The organism is Bacillus sp. FSL K6-1003 (genome assembly GCF_037964945.1).
GTDB classification, from domain to species: Bacteria; Bacillota; Bacilli; order Bacillales; family Bacillaceae; genus Bacillus; species Bacillus mojavensis.
In genome coordinates, this window is sequence record NZ_CP150176.1 from 2,108,292 (window position 1) to 2,126,253 (window position 17,962).

26 protein-coding genes are annotated in these 17,962 nt (G+C 43.6%); 8 read left to right on the plus strand and 18 right to left on the minus strand.

What is annotated here, in order from left to right; genetic code table 11:
- Positions 1-42: 42 nt before the first annotated feature.
- Complete coding sequence (locus tag NSU16_RS10485) at positions 43-432, plus strand: tautomerase family protein (RefSeq protein ID WP_168748061.1); 390 nt, start codon at positions 43-45, stop codon at positions 430-432.
- A 217-nt stretch (positions 433-649) separates the two neighbouring features.
- On the opposite strand, the gene NSU16_RS10490 is transcribed toward NSU16_RS10485, so the two are convergent.
- Together NSU16_RS10490 and yodB are read right to left on the minus strand one after the other, a co-directional pair.
- Positions 650-790 carry a hypothetical protein gene (locus tag NSU16_RS10490; RefSeq protein ID WP_339190760.1) on the minus strand — a complete coding sequence of 47 codons (141 nt, stop codon included), beginning with the start codon at positions 788-790 and terminating at the stop codon, positions 650-652.
- A gap of 169 nt (positions 791-959) precedes the next feature.
- Positions 960-1,298: a transcriptional regulator YodB gene (yodB, locus tag NSU16_RS10495; protein ID WP_168748062.1), complete on the minus strand. Its 339-nt coding sequence runs from the start codon at positions 1,296-1,298 to the stop codon at positions 960-962.
- A gap of 129 nt (positions 1,299-1,427) precedes the next feature.
- On the opposite strand from yodB, the gene NSU16_RS10500 reads away from it, so the two are divergent.
- Positions 1,428-2,036, plus strand: a complete 609-nt coding sequence (locus NSU16_RS10500; RefSeq protein ID WP_339190762.1) for a nitroreductase family protein — start codon at positions 1,428-1,430, stop codon at positions 2,034-2,036.
- Positions 2,037-2,081: 45 nt separating this feature from the next.
- Here the strand turns inward: NSU16_RS10500 and NSU16_RS10505 are convergent, their stop codons facing one another.
- Positions 2,082-2,684 carry an alpha/beta hydrolase gene (locus NSU16_RS10505; protein ID WP_339192679.1) on the minus strand — a complete coding sequence of 201 codons (603 nt, stop codon included), beginning with the start codon at positions 2,682-2,684 and terminating at the stop codon, positions 2,082-2,084.
- Positions 2,685-2,696: 12 nt separating this feature from the next.
- Entirely contained in the window at positions 2,697-3,608 is a 912-nt protein-coding gene (locus NSU16_RS10510; RefSeq protein WP_339176868.1) for a ring-cleaving dioxygenase, read from the minus strand.
- Positions 3,609-3,792: 184 nt separating this feature from the next.
- Here NSU16_RS10510 and NSU16_RS10515 point away from each other — a divergent pair, with 184 nt between their 5' ends.
- A complete protein-coding gene (locus NSU16_RS10515; protein ID WP_010334605.1) occupies positions 3,793-3,993 on the plus strand; it encodes a DUF3311 domain-containing protein in 201 nt (66 codons plus the stop codon).
- The gene (locus tag NSU16_RS10520; protein WP_339190765.1) at positions 3,993-5,483 is read left to right on the plus strand and encodes a sodium:solute symporter; all 1,491 of its coding nucleotides are present in this window, start codon (positions 3,993-3,995) and stop codon (positions 5,481-5,483) included. The genes NSU16_RS10515 and NSU16_RS10520 overlap by 1 nt, the downstream gene beginning before the upstream one ends.
- A 32-nt stretch (positions 5,484-5,515) precedes the next feature.
- Here the strand turns inward: NSU16_RS10520 and NSU16_RS10525 are convergent, their stop codons facing one another.
- Positions 5,516-6,916: a S41 family peptidase gene (locus NSU16_RS10525; RefSeq protein ID WP_339190767.1), complete on the minus strand. Its 1,401-nt coding sequence runs from the start codon at positions 6,914-6,916 to the stop codon at positions 5,516-5,518.
- 153 nt (positions 6,917-7,069) lie between these two features.
- On the opposite strand from NSU16_RS10525, the gene NSU16_RS10530 reads away from it, so the two are divergent.
- A complete protein-coding gene (locus tag NSU16_RS10530) occupies positions 7,070-7,771 on the plus strand; it encodes a class I SAM-dependent methyltransferase (RefSeq protein ID WP_339190769.1) in 702 nt (233 codons plus the stop codon).
- A gap of 86 nt (positions 7,772-7,857) precedes the next feature.
- On the plus strand, positions 7,858-8,118 hold the full coding sequence (locus NSU16_RS10535) for a hypothetical protein (RefSeq protein WP_339190771.1): 261 nt from the start codon (positions 7,858-7,860) through the stop codon (positions 8,116-8,118).
- A 41-nt stretch (positions 8,119-8,159) separates the two neighbouring features.
- Here NSU16_RS10535 and NSU16_RS10540 read toward each other — a convergent pair whose 3' ends face one another.
- Both NSU16_RS10540 and deoD read right to left on the minus strand, forming a co-directional pair.
- Positions 8,160-8,981 carry a D-alanyl-D-alanine carboxypeptidase family protein gene (locus NSU16_RS10540; RefSeq protein ID WP_010334609.1) on the minus strand — a complete coding sequence of 274 codons (822 nt, stop codon included), beginning with the start codon at positions 8,979-8,981 and terminating at the stop codon, positions 8,160-8,162.
- A gap of 83 nt (positions 8,982-9,064) precedes the next feature.
- Complete coding sequence (gene deoD, locus NSU16_RS10545; protein WP_010334610.1) at positions 9,065-9,766, minus strand: purine-nucleoside phosphorylase; 702 nt, start codon at positions 9,764-9,766, stop codon at positions 9,065-9,067.
- Between the two features lie 202 nt (positions 9,767-9,968).
- Between deoD and NSU16_RS10550 the strand changes: the two genes are divergently transcribed.
- Positions 9,969-10,094 (plus strand): hypothetical protein, encoded by a 126-nt coding sequence (locus NSU16_RS10550; RefSeq protein WP_003241588.1) that lies wholly within the window; start codon positions 9,969-9,971, stop codon positions 10,092-10,094.
- Between the two features lie 37 nt (positions 10,095-10,131).
- Here the strand turns inward: NSU16_RS10550 and yodL are convergent, their stop codons facing one another.
- From yodL to NSU16_RS10565, 3 genes are all read right to left on the minus strand, one after another.
- Complete coding sequence (gene yodL / locus NSU16_RS10555; RefSeq protein ID WP_010334611.1) at positions 10,132-10,446, minus strand: shape determination protein YodL; 315 nt, start codon at positions 10,444-10,446, stop codon at positions 10,132-10,134.
- Between the two features lie 59 nt (positions 10,447-10,505).
- On the minus strand, positions 10,506-11,117 hold the full coding sequence (locus tag NSU16_RS10560; RefSeq protein WP_029441323.1) for a phosphatase PAP2 family protein: 612 nt from the start codon (positions 11,115-11,117) through the stop codon (positions 10,506-10,508).
- Positions 11,118-11,193: 76 nt separating this feature from the next.
- On the minus strand, positions 11,194-11,370 hold the full coding sequence (locus NSU16_RS10565; protein ID WP_010334612.1) for a YozD family protein: 177 nt from the start codon (positions 11,368-11,370) through the stop codon (positions 11,194-11,196).
- A 120-nt stretch (positions 11,371-11,490) separates the two neighbouring features.
- Here NSU16_RS10565 and NSU16_RS10570 point away from each other — a divergent pair, with 120 nt between their 5' ends.
- A complete protein-coding gene (locus tag NSU16_RS10570) occupies positions 11,491-11,634 on the plus strand; it encodes a hypothetical protein (protein WP_010334613.1) in 144 nt (47 codons plus the stop codon).
- Here the strand turns inward: NSU16_RS10570 and NSU16_RS10575 are convergent.
- The 8 genes from NSU16_RS10575 to NSU16_RS10610 form a co-directional block, all read right to left on the minus strand.
- Complete coding sequence (locus tag NSU16_RS10575) at positions 11,631-12,311, minus strand: hypothetical protein (protein WP_010334614.1); 681 nt, start codon at positions 12,309-12,311, stop codon at positions 11,631-11,633. The genes NSU16_RS10570 and NSU16_RS10575 overlap by 4 nt on opposite strands.
- 153 nt (positions 12,312-12,464) lie before the next feature.
- Complete coding sequence (locus tag NSU16_RS10580; RefSeq protein WP_010334616.1) at positions 12,465-12,689, minus strand: YozE family protein; 225 nt, start codon at positions 12,687-12,689, stop codon at positions 12,465-12,467.
- An 85-nt stretch (positions 12,690-12,774) separates the two neighbouring features.
- Entirely contained in the window at positions 12,775-13,053 is a 279-nt protein-coding gene (locus tag NSU16_RS10585; protein ID WP_339190777.1) for a YokU family protein, read from the minus strand.
- Positions 13,050-14,465: a lysine 2,3-aminomutase gene (gene ablA / locus NSU16_RS10590; RefSeq protein WP_010334618.1), complete on the minus strand. Its 1,416-nt coding sequence runs from the start codon at positions 14,463-14,465 to the stop codon at positions 13,050-13,052. Before ablA ends, NSU16_RS10585 begins: the two co-directional genes overlap by 4 nt.
- 32 nt (positions 14,466-14,497) lie before the next feature.
- Positions 14,498-15,325, minus strand: a complete 828-nt coding sequence (gene ablB, locus NSU16_RS10595; protein WP_339190780.1) for a putative beta-lysine N-acetyltransferase — start codon at positions 15,323-15,325, stop codon at positions 14,498-14,500.
- Positions 15,303-16,613: a peptidase gene (locus NSU16_RS10600; RefSeq protein WP_168748073.1), complete on the minus strand. Its 1,311-nt coding sequence runs from the start codon at positions 16,611-16,613 to the stop codon at positions 15,303-15,305. Before NSU16_RS10600 ends, ablB begins: the two co-directional genes overlap by 23 nt.
- Positions 16,614-16,622: 9 nt before the next feature.
- Positions 16,623-17,276 carry a 3-oxoacid CoA-transferase subunit B gene (locus NSU16_RS10605; protein ID WP_168748074.1) on the minus strand — a complete coding sequence of 218 codons (654 nt, stop codon included), beginning with the start codon at positions 17,274-17,276 and terminating at the stop codon, positions 16,623-16,625.
- On the minus strand, positions 17,261-17,950 hold the full coding sequence (locus tag NSU16_RS10610; RefSeq protein WP_168748075.1) for a CoA transferase subunit A: 690 nt from the start codon (positions 17,948-17,950) through the stop codon (positions 17,261-17,263). Before NSU16_RS10610 ends, NSU16_RS10605 begins: the two co-directional genes overlap by 16 nt.
- Positions 17,951-17,962 lie beyond the last annotated feature (12 nt).

Below are 17,962 nucleotides of genomic sequence, written 5' to 3' on the forward strand. Positions count from 1 at the left end.
TAACAGGCTGATAAAATCTGTGTCTCAAAAGGAGGTATTCAAATGCCATTATTACGTTTCGATCTAATAGAAGGCCGTGATCAAAAAGCATTACAAGCACTATTAGACACTGCTCATCAAGCAATGGTAGAAGCATTTGGCGTGCCGGAGAGTGACCGATATCAAATTGTCCACCAGCATCCCGAGAATGAGCTCGTGATTCACGATACCGGACTAGGGTTTCATAGGAGCAAGGATTTGATCGTCATCAGCATTACAAGTAAAACAAGAACAAAGAGCCAAAAAGAAAAATTATATGCTTTGCTGGCTGAAAAACTAGAAGCAGAATGCGGTATTTCCCCGGAAGACCTAATGGTTTCCATTACAGAAAACGGTGATGCTGATTGGAGTTTCGGGCTCGGCGAAGCACAGTTTTTGAATGGCAAGTTATAAAATGGTGAAACGTATTCATCTGCTTTACACTTAGAAAATGGCCAGTCAATGAAATAAAAAAGAGGGATCCTTATTCAAGACCTCTCTTTTATTATTTCTTTTTCAGAAAAGCTGAAATAACCATAATGGAAAACAGGCAGCAAAACAAAATATAACGGAGTGATCCAGATTTGGTGGATAGAATTAGGGTCTCCCTTTTTGTATCCAGTTTCAATGCCTATGAAATTCCAATGAAAGCTGACAGGGTTTTGATCGTAATTGTAAAATTCAGGCAGATAGAGTTCCGGTTTGCTGATTTAACAACAAGATAAATGATGATTCCCATTAACAACAGGATAGCTGTTAGTAACTTTTTCACGGAAGGACCCCTTCCTATTTATGTATGTTGAATTCCTCCTAACATCTCTTTTTATCCATGTAAAATAAAAGCTGATACACATCATGGCCTAAAATAAAAAGTCATGTAAACGGTATGACCCACTTACATGACTTTCTCACTGAAACAAACCCTTTTCTGTTCCCTTCCATTATTTCTCTTCTTCGCATACTGTGACACCAGGCTCACAAAATTGATCGGCCCACGCTTGCATTTCTTGAAATACAGCTTCCAGCGCTGTTCCTTTTTCAGTCAGCGTGTAGATCACTTTTACCGGTGTCTCGGGAAGAACCCGGCGTTCTACAATTTCGTTTTGCTCGAGCTCTTTAAGGCGCTCTGCCAGCATTTTTTGGCTGATCATCGGTATGGTTTCCGTTATCTCTTTAAATCGTTTCGGCCCATCCATTAGTACATGGATGATCAGACCGTTCCATCGTTTTCCCAGCAATGAGAAAGCTGACTCCATTTTAGGGCACATTGTATTTCCCACTAGTCTTCATCCCTTCATCTATTGTTTGACAAGTATTAACTGATCCATTAAAATGATCTTTCAAGTTACATTTAGTAAGCTTCTAACTTTTCTATTATCATACCACGTTTACCCGAAGGAGGAAACATTATGACTGATACTCTGGACATTTTGCAAGCACGGGCATCTGTTAAGGAATATGATACGAATGCCCCGATCTCTAAAGAGGAACTGACTGAACTTTTGGAGCTCGCGACTAAAGCGCCTTCTGCATGGAACCTGCAGCACTGGCATTTTACAGTATTCCACAGCGATGAATCAAAAGCGGCTCTTCTGCCTGTAGCATATAACCAAAAGCAAATTGTTGAATCATCTGCTGTTGTTGCCATTTTAGGCGATCTAAAAGCGAATGAAAACGGTGAAGACGTTTACGCTGAATTGGCAAACCAAGGTTTCATCACGGACGAAATCAAACAAACGCTGCTGGGCCAAATTAACGGTGCTTACCAAAGTGAACAGTTCGCACGCGATTCTGCTTTCTTAAATGCTTCATTGGCTGCTATGCAGCTTATGATTGCCGCAAAAGCGAAAGGCTATGACACCTGCGCAATCGGAGGATTTAATAAGGAGCAGTTCCAAAAGGAATTTGATATTAGCGAGCGCTATGTTCCGGTTATGCTTCTTTCTATCGGTAAAGCAGTGAAACCTGCACATCAAAGCAACCGCTTGCCTCTAACAAAAGTGTCAACTTGGCTGTAAATCTAAGAAAAACCTTAGTCCGGATAAAAACGGACTAAGGTTTTTTTATTGAAACGTATCTTTGTACCATTGGCGAGCCTGTTCAGCTTCATGCTGTGTGAGCTGATGGCCCCCATCCTGCCAAAAAACTGAAGCAGATGCCCCGCTGTCAAGCAAACAGCGGTGAAGCTCTTCCGATTCTTCCTTTGTGCAGAGCGGATCATATTTCCCGGCCCCAATGAAAACAGGAAGCCCTGTCATATCGGGAAGCTTGAGCCCCCGGATCGGCACCATAGGATGATGCAGAATAGCCCCCTTTAAAACATCCGCATAATGAAAAAGCAGGCTTGCCGCGATATTTGCACCGTTTGAGTAGCCGACTGCAATCACTCGGCTCCGGTCAAATTGATGCGTTTGTGCCGCCTCGTCGATAAAATCTTTCAATTCTTTTGTCCGCTCAACGAGATCCTTTTCATCAAATACACCTTCGCTGAGGCGTTTGAAAAAGCGCGGCATTCCATTTTCGAGCACTGATCCCCTGACACCGAGCAAATGAGCATCCGGATCTATAAATCGTCCCAATGAAAGGAGATCATGCTCATTTCCTCCGGTTCCATGTAACAGCAGTAAGACGTTGTCAGATGTTCCTTTTTCAAAAATATGCTTCATCATGTTCCCCTCCTACAATTCAGGCAAAAGATCTGTAATTTGTTTGCGGTGTTGCTCCAGCCATTCGGGCAGCTTTAATGATGTCCCCAGCTCATCAAACGTTTCATCTGTCATAAAGCCTGGTTCATCTGTGGCGATCTCAAATAAGATGCCTCCTTTTTCCCTGAAATAAATTGATGTGAAATACTCCCTGTCAAGAATTTCTGATGAAGGGAGATGTTTTTCAGCAATCACCGGCTGCCAATTGGCCTGCTCTTCACTCGTTGTCCGAAACGCTATATGATGAACTGTTCCATAACCGCCGACGCCTCTTTTTTCCGGCTGCAAATGAACGTCGATCACGTTTCCGACAGCCGCTGCGGATTTGAGTCTAACGATCTGATCTTCTTCCGCCACTTTGCTGTATCCGAAGCTTTCCACTAACAATTGAATCGTCGCTTGCGGATCATAGGAGTACAGCAGCACGCCTTTCATCCCGGTGATGGCTTCATGTTCTGAAATGCCGTCAGGTGTCCACTCGCTTTTTTCGCTATCGCCGTCTTCCATGATCGCTAACGGAAGGTCTTCCGTATCATCAAAGATAAGCGCCTGTTCCCCGCATAACATTTTCTCCTCTGCATTCAGCCCATTATTTTGAAGGCGTTCCTTCCAGAAAGCCAGAGAGCCTTTAGGAACTGAAAAGTAAATCCGGCCGGCTTGGCCTTTCCCTACCGTCCCCTGCCCGCTTCCTTGAAACGGGAAAAAGGTAATAATGGTCCCTGGATCTCCATTTTGATTCCCAAAGTAAAAATGATATGTTCCCGGGTCATCGAAATTCACTGTTTTTTTGACAAGCCGAAGCCCGAGCACTTCAGTATAAAATCGCAAATTTTCTTGCGGATCTCTGGCAAATGCTGTGACATGGTGCAATCCTTCTGTTTTCATCTCTTCACTCCTCAATTATCTTGATTTCGAGATATTTATTATTTTAAACCTATATTGTGCAGGATGCAAACCATGTGATTTAATTAAATAATTGAAAAAATCATTTTTTTCTAATAATTATCTTGTGATCTTATCTTACAACTGCTATTATAGTGAGCATTATCATGTTTCAGGAGGAAAGTAAATGGTTAAAAAAGCACTTATTGTTATACTCATCATTTTACCATTCGTTCAGCTTGCGCTTTTGCCGCTTGTGAATCGAATTGAACCGATTATTTTCGGCCTTCCTTTTTTCCACTTTTGGCTGCTGCTGTGGATTATTATTACGCCGGTATGTTCATTTGGCATTTACCTGGTGCAAAGAAAAGATGGAGGAATTGAATAATGCAAGGAAATCTCACTGCACTTATGATTACGGCTATTATCGTATTAACTGTTGTCTGTATCGGATTTCTCGCCGGGAGAGACAAATCATCGCGAACCTCGGTGGAAGAATGGTCTGTCGGCGGCAGACGTTTTGGCGGCCTTCTCGTTTGGTTTTTAGTAGGCGCTGACCTTTACACGGCATATACTTTCTTAGGCCTGACCAGTACGGCTTACACAGGCGGAAGTGTTGCGTTTTTTGCCATTCCTTACTCCGTATTGGCTTATTTTATCGCCTATTTCTTCCTGCCGAAACTTTGGAATGTTGCGAAAATTCACAAATTAACAACTCTCGCAGATTATGCGCGGGAACGTTTTGACAGTAAGCTGTTGGCAAGTCTCGTTGCAATTGTCGGGGTCCTGATGCTTATCCCGTATATCTGTCTTCAGCTTAGCGGAATTCAAGATACGCTTCAGGTTGCGGGCACCGGCTATATCAACGTAAAGTTCGTTGTCATTATCTCATTCATCCTTGTTGCTCTTTACACGTTTTTCAGCGGGATTAAAGGGCCAACTTTTACAGCCATTATTAAAGATATTTTAGTATGGGTGATTATGCTCTTTATGGTCGTTTCACTCCCGCTTATTCATTTCAACGGCTGGACGCCGATGATTGATACATTGGTGAAGGAAGCGCCGCAAATGCTGACGATACCGACAGAAGGCCCAAAAGGCATCCCTTGGTTTATTACAGCATCTATTGTATCCGCCTTGGCACTTTTTATGTGGGCGCATGCCGCTACAGGTGTATTTACGGCGAAAAGTGCCGATGCAGTTAGAAAAAACAGCATGTTTTTGCCGCTTTATAACATCGTTTTAATCTTAGTTATTTTCCTTGGTTTTATCGCATTTCTTGTGCTGCCGGAAGATACAAATCCAAGACTGGCGCTGCTGCATCTAATTCAGGCGTCTTACGGCGGCGTGGCACAAGGTTTTGCCTATGCCACTATCGCCCTTGCCTCATTGATCCCTTGTTCGATCATGGCTATCGGAGCGTCGAATTTATTTGCCAATAACTTATACCGTGACTTGACCCATCCAAATGTGTCACAAAGCAAGCTGACCCTTATTACACGTTCCATGGTGTTTGTCGTGATCGGTCTTGCTCTTCTATTTGGAATGCTGTTCCCAACTGCCTTAGTGACACTTCAGCTTTTAGGCGTTTCCGGCATGGTGCAGATCTTCCCGGCAATTGCCGTCAGCTTATTCTGGAAGAACCAAACGAGAGAGGCGACAATAATCGGATTATTAGCCGGCCTTGCGGTTACGTTTATTGTGTATATCACGCAATCTGCACACGGTATTTATGAAGGTTTCTGGGGATTGTCCGCCAATATCATCGCTGTAGTCATTCTCAATCCGCTGTTTGTAAAAAGAGCAGGTTCAAATCCAGTCAAAGAAGGTTTATTTGGTAAAAAAACTGAACCGAATTCGAACCAGAAGGGTGCTTAAAAAAAGCCATACGCGGTAGCCGCGTATGGCTTTTACATTTCTTTTTTCAGCGTTTCAATTGCTTTTTTCATTTGCGTATCATTATTTGACAGCTTTTGTTGAAGTTCTGTCATTAGTTTTGTTGTAGTATCGCCAGTCAACACGCCTGTTTCTTTCAGATTCTCTTTTTTCTGGAACTGTTTGATGACTGATACAAAATCTTGATCATACGCACTGTTTACCTTTACCTGATAGCCAAGTGCTTTCAGCATTTGCTGAGCGACTTTGACTTCCGTGCCTGTATTGCCCGATTTGTACGTTTTATCAGCGTCCAAATATGGGAGCTTCGCGTAATCAGGAAGCTCTGCTTTCACTTGCGGTTTGATGCCTTTTTTATGGATCCATTCACCGTCAGCAGTCAGCCATTTGGCCATTGTCAGTTTGACTGTTGAACCATCCTCATATTCTTTTGCGGTTTGCACTGTGCCTTTTCCGAATGTGGTTTCTCCAATTAACGGAATGCCTGATGATTCATGAAGAGCAGCGGCCATGATTTCTGCAGCGCTCGCTGTTCCGTCATTTACTAAAGCGACAGTCGGCTTGGTGACTTTTCGTTCTTTTTCTGCTTTCATGACTTCTTTTGAGCCGTTTTTGTACTCAACCTGCATAATATTTTTCCCTTTATCAATAAACAGATTGCTCATTGTAATCGCCTGGTCCATTAATCCGCCCGGGTTGCCCCTCAAGTCTAAAATATAGCCTTTGGCACCTTTTTTCTCTAAACTGTCAATCGCATTTGTCAGCTCTTTAGCAGTTGTTTCAGAGAAAGAAGTGATTTGGATCTCACCGATGCTGTTGTCTTTCATCTCAGAATAGATGGTCTCAACAGGAATCGTATCGCGCTGAATGGAAAGATCAATCTCTCCAACTCCCGCTCTGTTCAGGTCAAGTTTCACTTTTGTGCCCTTTTTGCCGCGGATTAAAGCGACAGCTTCATTTACATTCATGCCTTTTACGCTTTTACCGTTTACTTTCAGGATTTGATCCTTCGGTTTGACTCCGGCTTTTTCAGCAGGTGATCCTTTGATTGGCGCAACAATAAGGATTTCACCGTCTTTTTCCTCTACTTGGGCTCCTATTCCTTCAAAGGATGCAGAAATGCTTTCTTCGAATGATTTTCCTTCCTCTTGATCCATATATGTAGAGTAAGGATCGTCCAGAGACTCAATCATTCCTTTAATTGCTCCATCTACTAATTTGTCATCATTTGTTTTCTTGTAATAATCACTTTTGATTTGCTCATACGCTTTATTTAATTTATCGAACTTACTGTCTCCTGTGCTTGTTGATTTCTGGCCCAGAATGCTTGAATTGCCCGTAATAAATAAAGTCAGCGCCGAAGCGACAACCGCAGTGATCAGCACAACAAAAAACAGTTTCAATTGCCGTTTCAATTAAACACCACCTTTTTCTTCTTACATTATTATCATGGACGATTTCCTATTCGTCAACTCGGAGCAGAAAATATAGAGATAGTGCCCTTCTTTAGCGTTTCATAAACCTATGCCTTTTCACGACATATAATAACCAAAAAGGAGGATACCATTTTGAGCCGATATTTAGAAATGCTGTCCTTATTCGGTGTCTCTGGTGCACATCCAGGCGGGCTTGCTTTTTCAAAAGCCGTATTGCAAAAAGCCGCGCCTCCGCCTGACCAGCCGATTCTTGATGCCGGATGCGGAACGGGGCAAACTGCGGCTTATTTAGGACATTTGCTTTATCCTGTCACAGTCGTTGATAGAGACCCTGTCATGCTTGAGAAGGCCAAAAAAAGATTTGCAAATGAAGGGCTGGCCATCCCTGCATATCTTGGTGAGCTGGAACGTCTTCCGTTTTCTTCAGCATCCTTTTCCTGCGTCCTGTCCGAATCTGTCCTCAGTTTTTCCCATGTGACATCCTCCCTTCAAGAAATTAATAGAGTATTGAAGCCGGGCGGAATGCTGATCGGTATTGAAGCGGCGCTCAAAAAACCGATGCCTCCGCGCGAAAAGAAGCAAATGATGGACTTTTACGGTTTTACAAAGCTTTATGACGAATTGGAGTGGATGGAATCGATTCATGCCCATGGATTTCAGAAAACAGAAACGATCACCCTTTTGCCGGAAGATATGGAATTTGAACCGACTACAGAAATGGATGTATCGCATGCAATTGATCCTATCTACTACGATACGCTTCAGTCCCACTATGACCTCATGCAGGCATACAGCGAGTATATGGGTCATTGTATCTTTATCGCATACAAGTAAAACGGCGCATCCCCCCCTCTTTTCGTCCAACCTTTTTTGTCTATCTTTCATAAGCTGATAGAAAGACGGATTAGGAGGGAATTGTATTGGAAAAATACTATCATCTTTGCCGCCAGCACCAAGGAAAAGTTGCTAGAATTACAGAAAGAAACGGCAGAGTCCACGTGGGCAGAATTACACGGGTCACCAACAGTAAAGTTTTTATTGCTCCAGTTACTTCAGCTGGCCCCAGAGGCGGATTTGGCTATGGATATTGGGGCGGCTACGGATATGGATATGGAGCCGCGTACGGCATTGGCCTTGGGCTGATTGCAGGTGTGGCGCTCGCCGGTTTATTCTTTTTTTAATGGAAAAACCCGCTTATCCAATGATAAGCGGGTTTTTTATTTTATATCTTCTTCACTTTTTCAAAGTATTCTTCTAATGTTAAGTCATGATCATGGATGACCTTTGCAGCCTTTTTGCCTACATAACGCAAGTGCCATGGTTCGTATTCGTACTTTGTGATGTCTTCTTTGTTTTTAGGGTAGCGAATGATAAAACCGTATTTATATGCATTGTTCTGCACCCATTTTCCGTCTTCGGTGCTGCCGAACGCTTCATTTAGCTCAAAACCATTGCTTCGGCTGGAAATATCCATTGCAAGCCCTGTTTGATGCTCGCTTTCACCAGGATATGCGACTGCTTCTCTTGCTTTCTTTTCCCCTTTTAGGCTAACTTCATTTTTAAAGATAGCCTGCTGTCTGTCATACGAGCGGTATCCTGACACGGCTGCCAGCTCATAGCCATCCTTTTTCGCGGCGTCAAACATCGTTTTTAATGCGTCTGCTGCTTCTTTTCTGATGTATCGCTTTTGAATTTTTTCTTCAAAAGAAAACTCGACATCAGGGATAACTAGATCGCTAGGTTCATAGTCTCCTGGCAGTGCGTATTGTTTATTGACAAGGGCGAGGATATTTTTTGGATTTTGAATGGTTTCCAAACCGTCCACTTTTTTAATGTTATTGAAAAACTTGCTTTCCAATAAGAACTCACTGTCCTGCGTATTTGTTTTTTTGCTGTCAGCTGTTTTTTCTTCTGTCTGTTTTGATTCTGCGGTGGTTTTCGTATCCTTTTCAGCATCTCCGTTTGACATGCTGCAGCCGGCTCCAACAATTGCCGTCACACTCAAAGCGGCAGCCAGTGAAAACCATTTACCGGGCTTTTTCATCATCACATTACCTTCCTTTTATCAATCGTTTCCGTATCCATAAAGAAGAGGCTGCCGGCACCCAGCACGCCTCTTGATTTATTTTATTGTGATACAGAATGTAAAGCTACTTCTATCATATCATGAAAAGTGGTTTGACGCTCTTCCGCCGTTGTTTCTTCTCCTGTTAATACGTGATCGCTCACCGTCAGGATCGACAGCGCTTTTCTTCCATGCTTCGCTGCCAATGTATATAGAGCGGTTGTTTCCATCTCTACGCCGAGCACACCGTAGTTGGCAAGCTTTTCAATTTGAGAATCGTCATTGTAGAACTGGTCAGCAGTAAATACACTGCCTACCGTCACCGGTACGCCTTTATCCTTAGCTGCGTCATAGGCATTTTTCAAAAGCTCGAAATCTGCGTTAGGCGCGAAATCGATACTTCCAAAAGCGACTCTGTTCATTTGTGAATCAGTGGAAGAAGTCATAGCCAAAATGACGTCGCGCACTTTGACATCTTTACGGATGGCGCCGCAAGAGCCTACTCTTATTAAATTTTGCACATCATAGCTTTGGATTAATTCATTGACGTAAATTGAAATGGACGGAACACCCATGCCCGTGCCCTGCACAGAGATTTTTTTGCCTTTATATGTACCTGTAAATCCATACATGCCTCTGACTTCATTATAGCATTCCACATTTTCAAGATACGTTTCAGCGATAAATTTTGCTCTGAGAGGGTCTCCCGGCAAAAGCACCGTATCTGCAATTTGTCCTTTTTCCGCACCGATATGTACACTCATCTCATATCCTCCTATAAACCAAAATTAACAAGCAGTCCGTTCATTTTACAACGGATGTCATGATGAGACAAACTTCAGCATTGATTATAAAGGAATGTTCCGAAAAAAGAAAATGATCCGGGGTATTTTTAGGCGCCTTAGAGAAAATCGGGATAATTGCGCTGCTGATATGAGAACCTAACGGCAAAAGGAGGGATGAAACATGGGTAAAAAACAGCGCAACCGAATTACCGGACAAAAAAAGAACAACCACATACCTGCTAAAGACGTTATCGCGGCTGAAGAGGCGCACGAAAAAGAGTATTCCGCGGCCAAACGAAAACCTTAAAAAACAGAAAACTGCGGATGTCCGCAGTTTTCTTTCGTTATGTTGTTTGCACAATCAGACGATTGATTTTCCTCCATCCGGCGGGAAGCAGTTTATAATATGTTTTCCCTTTTCTGCCTTCATCAATCAAAATCACATCCCCTGTGGCCATAAATCTCGCATCATAATCACTTGGAACCGTATCGAATACATTAAACAGAGAGAATGCTCTTTTTAGCACGTCTTGATGATTGCTCCCGTTCAGTTCAGTTCGATAGACGGCTCTGTAGCCTTTTTTTTCACCAAACCGGGGTGTTTGAAATATTGTCACATCGTAAGAACAAGACTTCTTTTTAAACACGGATAACATCATCAAGATCCCTCCCTTTTATTTCTATAACATATTGGCGTTTCGCCCTCTTTTTCCTCTCTCTACTTTTGTCGAAACGAATGAAACTTTTCGTCAAAACCTTTCATGAGGAAAAACAGCAGCAGGCCGAGACTGAAGCCTCCTAAAACGTCAGTTAAAAAATGCACGCCGAGGTAGACTCTGCTGGCACCAACCAAAATAACCACAGTACCGGCGATTATGTATACCGCTTTTTTATGCTTTGACAAAAACGGGAGGTGTTTCACTAAAAAGTAGGCGATTACAGGATAAACACAAGCAGCGTTCATGGAGTGGCCGCTCGGAAAGCTGAAGGACGACTCATGAACGAGCGGTTCAAAGTCGGGCCTTGCCCGTTCGATCCACTCTTTTAATATTTTGTTTAATAGACGATCGGCACCGAATATGAAGAGCATCAAAAGACCGGCCCAGGTTCTTTTGTAAAAAAACAGCCCTGCCCCAATGACTACGATAAGAGGCAGTAAAAAGGAAGTAGCCCCAAGATGAGTCATCCAAATCATCACATCATTCAGCCAAGGCTGACGGATAGCTGCGGCTGACTTACTGATCATTTCATCTGCTGATTGAACAGCATTTGTATGAATAACCGCGGCTAAAAAAAGAAAGAGAAGAAACAGACTGACTGGCTTGTACAAGATTTTCCCTCCTTTAGTTCTAAACATTCCTATCAGCCGAATAAAAAACCGGAGCTGGCCGCTCCGGTTTCAAGCCTTAACAATCTTCATCCAGCTCTTCATCTATCATACATTTTTCTATCAGATAATCAAAGGTAATATCGGCGATTTCAAACAGCTCATCTTCACTCGGTATGTAGCCCCGTCTTGCAAGCTCTCTGTAAAAAAATTCAGCGATTTCTTCCGTGTCAATCACAAGATCTATTTCTTTCATAACCGTACCGCCTCCTTTTTTATGTTTTATGAAAAAACGGGATGAATTATACCCGGTGTTCTAAACAATTCTTTTATTCATATACATTGAATAAAAAAACAAGCCATAGGAGGCTGACTTATGATCGCTAAAATGATGGAAGCACTGGACGGAGAAAGATTCGATATGGTGATGGAAAAAACGCTCAGAGGTATGACGCATGTCATGATGTGGGGCTGCCTGCCTTATTTTTTATATGTCATCATCCGCTTGTTCACAAACTAACTGAAATGTTCTTTTAAGCTTTCCAGCACAAACATCATCATATCTTTATATTCTTCATCTTTAAACATTTCGTACAGAATTTTGTAGTCGTTGTAAATATCCAAAAGCTCATCAACAATTGATACAGCCAGGATGCGCAGGGTATCTTGATCTTCATCTTCGCCTTCAAACTGAAGAAGAGCAGACGGTACAATATCTTCGCCGATCTCATGGGCAGTTTCTCCGACATAGTGGACAAACAAAAGCTGATGCACAAACTGGTCCATTTCATACTTTCTGAGAACCAGCGTGAGATCCTCTTCCTCCGTTTCAAGCCACTCTCCATCCTTTAAACGAGTTAGCTCATAAATAATATCTTCCCAGCCATCTTCCAAATACCTCCAAATTTCGGTTCTGTGGCCGATAATGCGAAAGAGTTCTTTTCCATAATCTTTTACATAAACGACATCTCCAATGAGGAATTCATATTCAATATCAAGTTTTTCCATATCGACAATGACGCCTTCATAATCTTTATATAATTGAATGGATGATTCAAAATATAAGACTTCATTGTGGTTTACTTCATAAAGATAGTGCTTATCGATTTGGTGTACTTTTGTGATTGTGCCGACTGTCCCATACATAATGACGACTACGATATCCCCTACTTGGAATTTCGGTTTATTTTGCTTCATGGTGTCTCCCCCTCGCCGCAACATTTCTGATACGCTATCGTATGCTGGGTTTCACCAATTCGCATGGGCATGAAAACCATAGGAAATATCCAATTATGGTATATGTGTGTGCAGAAAAAAATCCGCAGTGGCTCTGCGGATTTAAACATACGGTTATTTGCCGTGCACCTCGGCCTCGTATTTTTCCCAAGCTTCATCAAACGTCGCCATCGTGTCCAGATAATCAACATTCAGCTCCAAATAGGAACTGATTTCGTGATAATCGGTTGATGTTTTTGGGAAGCTGTGATCCTCATACGCCTGATTGGCAAACTCGCTGATGCTGTCCTGCGGCTTGGGATGTCTGTATTTCAATAAATAGTGATAAAAGGATTTCATGGGTTTCCCCTCCTGGTGTCTGTCTTTTGTTGTTCTATTATACAGTGCAAGTGTAAAATTACAACAAAAGAATAACGAACATCATTCAGGAGAAATCAAAATAGTTGCGTTTTAATATCCTTTCGGTTTCCATGAGCTGTTGATACGTCAGACTCTCAGGGAGTTTTTGTGTGTTGATTAAAAACAGCTGATCCTCAATATCCTTTATCGTCGAATCCTCTTGATAGGCCATTCCGCAGGAAGAACAAATCATCGCGGGGGTGTTTGTCAGCTCTATGGCCCTTGTGCCGTCAGGAAGCTCCCAATAAACTGTATTCGTGCCAGAGAGCGCCTCAGGCTCGCCGCACCATTCGCATGACTTCATGAAGAATCTCCTCCGCTTTCTACCTCTTTTTCTTTTTTCTGCTGGGCTAAAAATTTCTTTTTCTTTAACTGGTCTCTTTTCTCCCGCCGGTCCTTTAATGTTTCATGCCCCGGATTCGCTGTATATGCTTCTCTCCTTTTGATTCTGACCACGTTATCCGGTGTAAAAGAAATCTCTTTGTCAGCAAAAATGGCACTCAGTCCAATTGGTTCTTTTTTGTCAGCGGTTTCAGGAAAAACAGACTCAAAATAGGCGTCAGCCTGGTTAGGGATATAATTTTCAGGTTCCGGATAAGAGGTAATGACTCCTTCAAAATTTCTCAAGATGATTTTGTCAGGGCTTTGCGACAAAACGTAGTTTGGCTGCAGGGCGATCTTCCCCCCGCCGCCTGGTGCGTCAACGACAAAGGTAGGAACCGCGTAACCTGAAGTATGGCCTCGCAGCCCTTCAATAATTTCCAGCCCTTTTGAAACTGGAGCTCTGAAATGTCCGATGCCTTCTGACAGATCACATTGATATATATAATAGGGACGGACTCTGATTTTCACCAAGTCATGCATAAGCTTTTTCATAATGGTTACCGAATCATTAATGCCTGCTAACACGACGGCCTGATTTCCGACCGGCACCCCTGCGTTCACCAGCTTTTCGCAAGCCTCAACGGATTCCTCCGTCATTTCGATGCTTGTGTTGAAATGGGTGTTCAGCCAAACCGGATGATATTTCTTTAAGATATCGCACAGTTGATCGGTGATTCGCTGAGGAAAAACGACAGGCGCTCTTGTACCGATTCTGATAATTTCCAGATGCGGAATACTGCGCAGCTCTTTTAAAATGTATTCTAAAATTTGATCATTGATCAGCAACCCGTCCCCGCCTGAAATCAGGCAGTCCCGGATCTCGGGTGTCTCCCGAATGTAGGCGATCGCGGCATCAAGCTGCTTTTTAGGGACACCCATTCCGATTTGACCGGAAAAACGCCTCCTTGTGCAGTAGCGGCAATACATGGAGCATTGGTTCGTGACAAGGAACAGGACTCGGTCGGGATAACGGTGTGTCAGGCCGGGTACCGGAGAGTCTTCATCCTCATGAAGCGGGTCTTCCTGGTCGTATTTTGTTTTGTGCATCTCTTCAGAGAGCGGCACAGACTGCATTCGTATCGGGCATCTCGGGTTGTCCGGATCCATTAAGGAAGCATAGTAGGGTGTGATATTCAAGGGAATCGTTTTGGTAGAAATTCTGACGCCTTCTTCTTCTTCTTCGGTCAGGTTAATCACTTTTTTCAAGTCTTCTAAGGTTCTTACAGTATGGGTCAGCTGCCACAGCCAATCATTCCATTTTTCTTCCGGAACATCCTTCCATAGCTCTATCTCCTTCCAATGCCGTTTCGGTTTATACCATTTGTTTGTCAAATGAAATTCCTCCTCGTACATTTCTTTTTGACTTACAGGCGTTTGCACCAGATATTCATATTTTCGAGCCCTTCTCCTATATAACAATTATTGATCAGCCTTCCGCCATACTGATACCCGGAATGATACAGGACAGCATTCATTCCGAAAGATGCAGCGCGGGCGAGTGAAAATACTTGAAAGATATCTTGCTTTATCATTTCTTTTTCTAATACATCTATTAAAATACTAGTCAGCGAACGGCCCCGATAATCCGGAAGCACGGCGCAGTCTGTCATTTCGGCATGACCCAGCTCAGGATTGATATCTGCGCTTGCCGCGCCGATCAGACGGTCATCTTCAAGCATGACATAATAAAGCGTATGCTCATTCATTGTCTTTTCAATATAGGCGGGATCAAACACAGGAGCCGGATACGTGCGGAATACTTTTTTATACAGCATAGATAACTGATACATATCGTTTGTTTCTGCTTTTCTCATTGTAAAAGGAGACTTGATTTCGATTTGTGGCTGAGGCTTTGTTTTATATAATAGCTCTATCATTTCCTGTTCGGCTAAATAGGTATCTGTTTGTCTTCGTTTTTCTGTGAGATAACGGACCATGACGGAAGCGCGATGGCCGAGATAGTAGCCTTCGAGAAAGCCCTCTGGCGTAAACAATTGTTTAGCCAGCTCCGCCTCGTCATGCTGCTTGGTGTACACAATAATTTTTTCGGCACCCTCCTCTTCGGCTGCTGTCATAATATCAGCCAAGGCTTCTTGAATAGCGCCTTCATAACGAATGACTCTAATTCGTTTATTAAAACGGTCATTGTCTATGACAACCGTGACACCGCTATTCTTTACCGTTTTGATCATCAGCATCCTCCCCGTCTGTATGAAGCCCGCACCAATCCATCACAAACAGAGCTATAATTTTAGCTGATTCTAACATGGCTTCAACCTCGATATACTCGTTTGCCTGATGTGCCGTTTTCGTCTCTCCCGGTCCAAAAACGATAACAGGAGTATCTCCCGCATGATACAAAAGGCCGCCGTCTGTTCCCCAAGGCGACGCTTCGATGATCGGCTCTGTTTGTTTCATTTTTTGATAGGCTGATTGCAAGACTGATAGTAAAGGATGGTCATCAGGCAAATCATTCGGCAGCCATTGAGCCCCGAACCATTCCACTTGAATTGGATGGCGTTTAAACCATTCATCATGGTATTGTAAATCTTTCAGCCAGTTTTCCAATTCAATTTTTACGGCTTCAGGCTTTTCATGAGGAGCAATTCCGCATCTTCCTTCTATGACGACGCGGTCTGCTACCGAGGACGGCCATGTTCCGCCTGAGATGGTGCCAATATTGATTGGAACCGGGATTGGAATATGATCATACAGCGGGTCAGAGATTTTTGCGTTCCGGACTTTTTCAAGCTCTTGAATGGCTGTAATGACATGCATGCTTTTTTCAATGGCGCTGACACCTTCATAGCGTGTGCCTCCGTGTGCCGCTAATCCTTTAACCGTGATCCGAAACCACATCGAGCCCTGCTGTTTAATAAAAAGCTTCATATTGGTCGGTTCCGGAATTAACGCCCCATCCGCACGATAGCCTCTCATAATGGCAGAAAGTGTTCCGGCGCCGCCGCACTCTTCATCTATAACACTCTGAAACAACACATCGCCTTTCAGTTTGACATCGCAGGCGTGCAGAGCTTCTAATGCAAATAGAAGGGCTGTATTGCCTCCCTTCATATCAGTGGAGCCACGGCCGTAAATTTTACCATTTACTTCAGCAGCTTGAAACGGTTCATACTTCCACTCCTTCAAATTTCCTTCTGGCACAACATCGATATGCCCGTTTAATATCAGAGATCGTCCCCCGCCCTCTCCCGCTTTTTTAGCGACAATGTTCGGGCTCTCATGAAAGTCCGTCCGGTCTGATATAAAATAGGGATGCTGTTTTAATTGCTTTAGGCTCGGCTCCCACACATCAATGTCCATATGAAATTGCCGGAGCTTTTCAAGGACTACTGCCTGTGCGTTAAATTCCTTGCCGAGTGTGCTTTTTTCTCCAACCAGCCTTTTCAAAAGACGAATGGCTTTGGCTGAATTCTGATCTAGCCATTCAATTACTTTTCTTTCAATGTCCTGCATCATCACTCCCCCTTATTAAGAAAAAGGCATATCCACTATTATTTCAGCGTCGGTCAACCCGATCACCTCGTCAATTGTTGAGCCATTCATCAGTTCTTTTAAAACAAAATGATCCCGGCCAACTGTAAGAACTGCTTTTTCAGTAATGATCATATCTACACAGCCTGCTGCTGTTAACGGAAGGGTGCAGGCTTCTGTTAATTTGGGCCTCCCTTTTTGGTCAGTATGGCTCATGACGACAACCACTTTTTTCGCTTTCTGGGCGAGCTCCATCGCCCCGCCCATGCCCGGCACCTTTTTTCCGGGTACAAGCCAATTCGCAAGGTCTCCCGACTGGCTTACCTGCAGGGCGCCTAAAATCGTAATGTCAATCATGCCTCTTCTGATCATGGCAAAGGACATTGTTGTATCAAAGTAAGATGCTCCCTTTACAGCACGGACAGGGAATCCCGCGGCGTTGCATAAATTTTCATCCTCATTCCCTTTTTCGGGACTTTCGCCAATTCCGAGTACACCGTTTTCCGCCTGCAGCATAACCTGCATATCAGTCGGCAAAAAGTTCGGCACCAAGGAAGGGATGCCGATACCAAGATTCACGATCATGCCTGGCTTGATTTCAGAAGCAGCCCGTCTGGCGATCTGCTCTCTTTCTGTTACTCCCAAGCCCATTTCCACCTCACCCCTTCACTTCTCACAACCCCCTCAACAAAAACCCCGGGCGTTACAATCATTTCTTCTGCCATATTTCCCATCGGCACAATCGTCTCAGCCTCGGCAAAGGTTCTTTTGGCGGCCATTGCCATAAGCGGATTCATGTTGCGCGCTGTTTTGTCATACGTTAAGTTGCCGAATTCATCTGCAATGCAGGCATTGATGAAGGCAAAATCAGCCGTCAGCGCTTCTTCAACCAAGTATTGCTTCCCCGCTACAGACACAATCTCTTTTTTCTCACAAACCATTTGATTATCAATGCCGATATCGGTCAAAATGCCGCCAAGACCAGATCCACCGGCGCGAATCCGTTCTGCGAGCGTGCCCTGAGGCGAAAATCGAACCTCTAATGTGCCGTCTGTCATCTGTTTTCCGGCTACAGGATTTGAACCGATATGCGATGCAATCAGCGTCTTGACTCTCTTATTGACAATAAGCGGTCCAATCCCAATTCCCGGGAATCCGGCATCATTGCAAATGACAGTTAATTCTTTTACACCGCTGTCCAATATCGCTTCAATCAAAGAAGGCGGAGAGCCGACTCCACCGAAGCCGCCAAACATAAGGACCGACCCATCACACACATCTGCAATTGCCGATTCAATGCTGATTGTTTTTTGAAATGGTGACATATTGATTTCAAT

What these genes read in the sequence shown, in the direction of transcription:
- NSU16_RS10610 (WP_168748075.1), bottom strand. Translation starts at nt 17,950, where the DNA reads ATGTCACCATTTCAAAAAACAATCAGCATTGAATCGGCAATTGCAGAT.
- ablB (WP_339190780.1), bottom strand. Translation starts at nt 15,325, where the DNA reads ATGATCAAAACGGTAAAGAATAGCGGTGTCACGGTTGTCATAGACAAT.
- NSU16_RS10580 (WP_010334616.1), bottom strand. Translation starts at nt 12,689, where the DNA reads ATGAAATCCTTTTATCACTATTTATTGAAATACAGACATCCCAAGCCG.
- NSU16_RS10565 (WP_010334612.1), bottom strand. Translation starts at nt 11,370, where the DNA reads ATGAAAGAAATAGATCTTGTGATTGACACGGAAGAAATCGCTGAATTT.
- yodL (WP_010334611.1), bottom strand. Translation starts at nt 10,446, where the DNA reads ATGATGTTATCCGTGTTTAAAAAGAAGTCTTGTTCTTACGATGTGACA.
- NSU16_RS10510 (WP_339176868.1), bottom strand. Translation starts at nt 3,608, where the DNA reads ATGAAAACAGAAGGATTGCACCATGTCACAGCATTTGCCAGAGATCCG.
- NSU16_RS10505 (WP_339192679.1), bottom strand. Translation starts at nt 2,684, where the DNA reads ATGAAGCATATTTTTGAAAAAGGAACATCTGACAACGTCTTACTGCTG.
- NSU16_RS10520 (WP_339190765.1), top strand. Translation starts at nt 3,993, where the DNA reads ATGCAAGGAAATCTCACTGCACTTATGATTACGGCTATTATCGTATTA.
- NSU16_RS10575 (WP_010334614.1), bottom strand. Translation starts at nt 12,311, where the DNA reads ATGAAGCAAAATAAACCGAAATTCCAAGTAGGGGATATCGTAGTCGTC.
- NSU16_RS10500 (WP_339190762.1), top strand. Translation starts at nt 1,428, where the DNA reads ATGACTGATACTCTGGACATTTTGCAAGCACGGGCATCTGTTAAGGAA.
- deoD (WP_010334610.1), bottom strand. Translation starts at nt 9,766, where the DNA reads ATGAGTGTACATATCGGTGCGGAAAAAGGACAAATTGCAGATACGGTG.
- NSU16_RS10570 (WP_010334613.1), top strand. Translation starts at nt 11,491, where the DNA reads ATGATCGCTAAAATGATGGAAGCACTGGACGGAGAAAGATTCGATATG.
- NSU16_RS10485 (WP_168748061.1), top strand. Translation starts at nt 43, where the DNA reads ATGCCATTATTACGTTTCGATCTAATAGAAGGCCGTGATCAAAAAGCA.
- NSU16_RS10515 (WP_010334605.1), top strand. Translation starts at nt 3,793, where the DNA reads ATGGTTAAAAAAGCACTTATTGTTATACTCATCATTTTACCATTCGTT.
- NSU16_RS10540 (WP_010334609.1), bottom strand. Translation starts at nt 8,981, where the DNA reads ATGAAAAAGCCCGGTAAATGGTTTTCACTGGCTGCCGCTTTGAGTGTG.
- NSU16_RS10550 (WP_003241588.1), top strand. Translation starts at nt 9,969, where the DNA reads ATGGGTAAAAAACAGCGCAACCGAATTACCGGACAAAAAAAGAACAAC.
- NSU16_RS10585 (WP_339190777.1), bottom strand. Translation starts at nt 13,053, where the DNA reads ATGAAGTCATGCGAATGGTGCGGCGAGCCTGAGGCGCTCTCTGGCACG.
- NSU16_RS10605 (WP_168748074.1), bottom strand. Translation starts at nt 17,276, where the DNA reads ATGGGCTTGGGAGTAACAGAAAGAGAGCAGATCGCCAGACGGGCTGCT.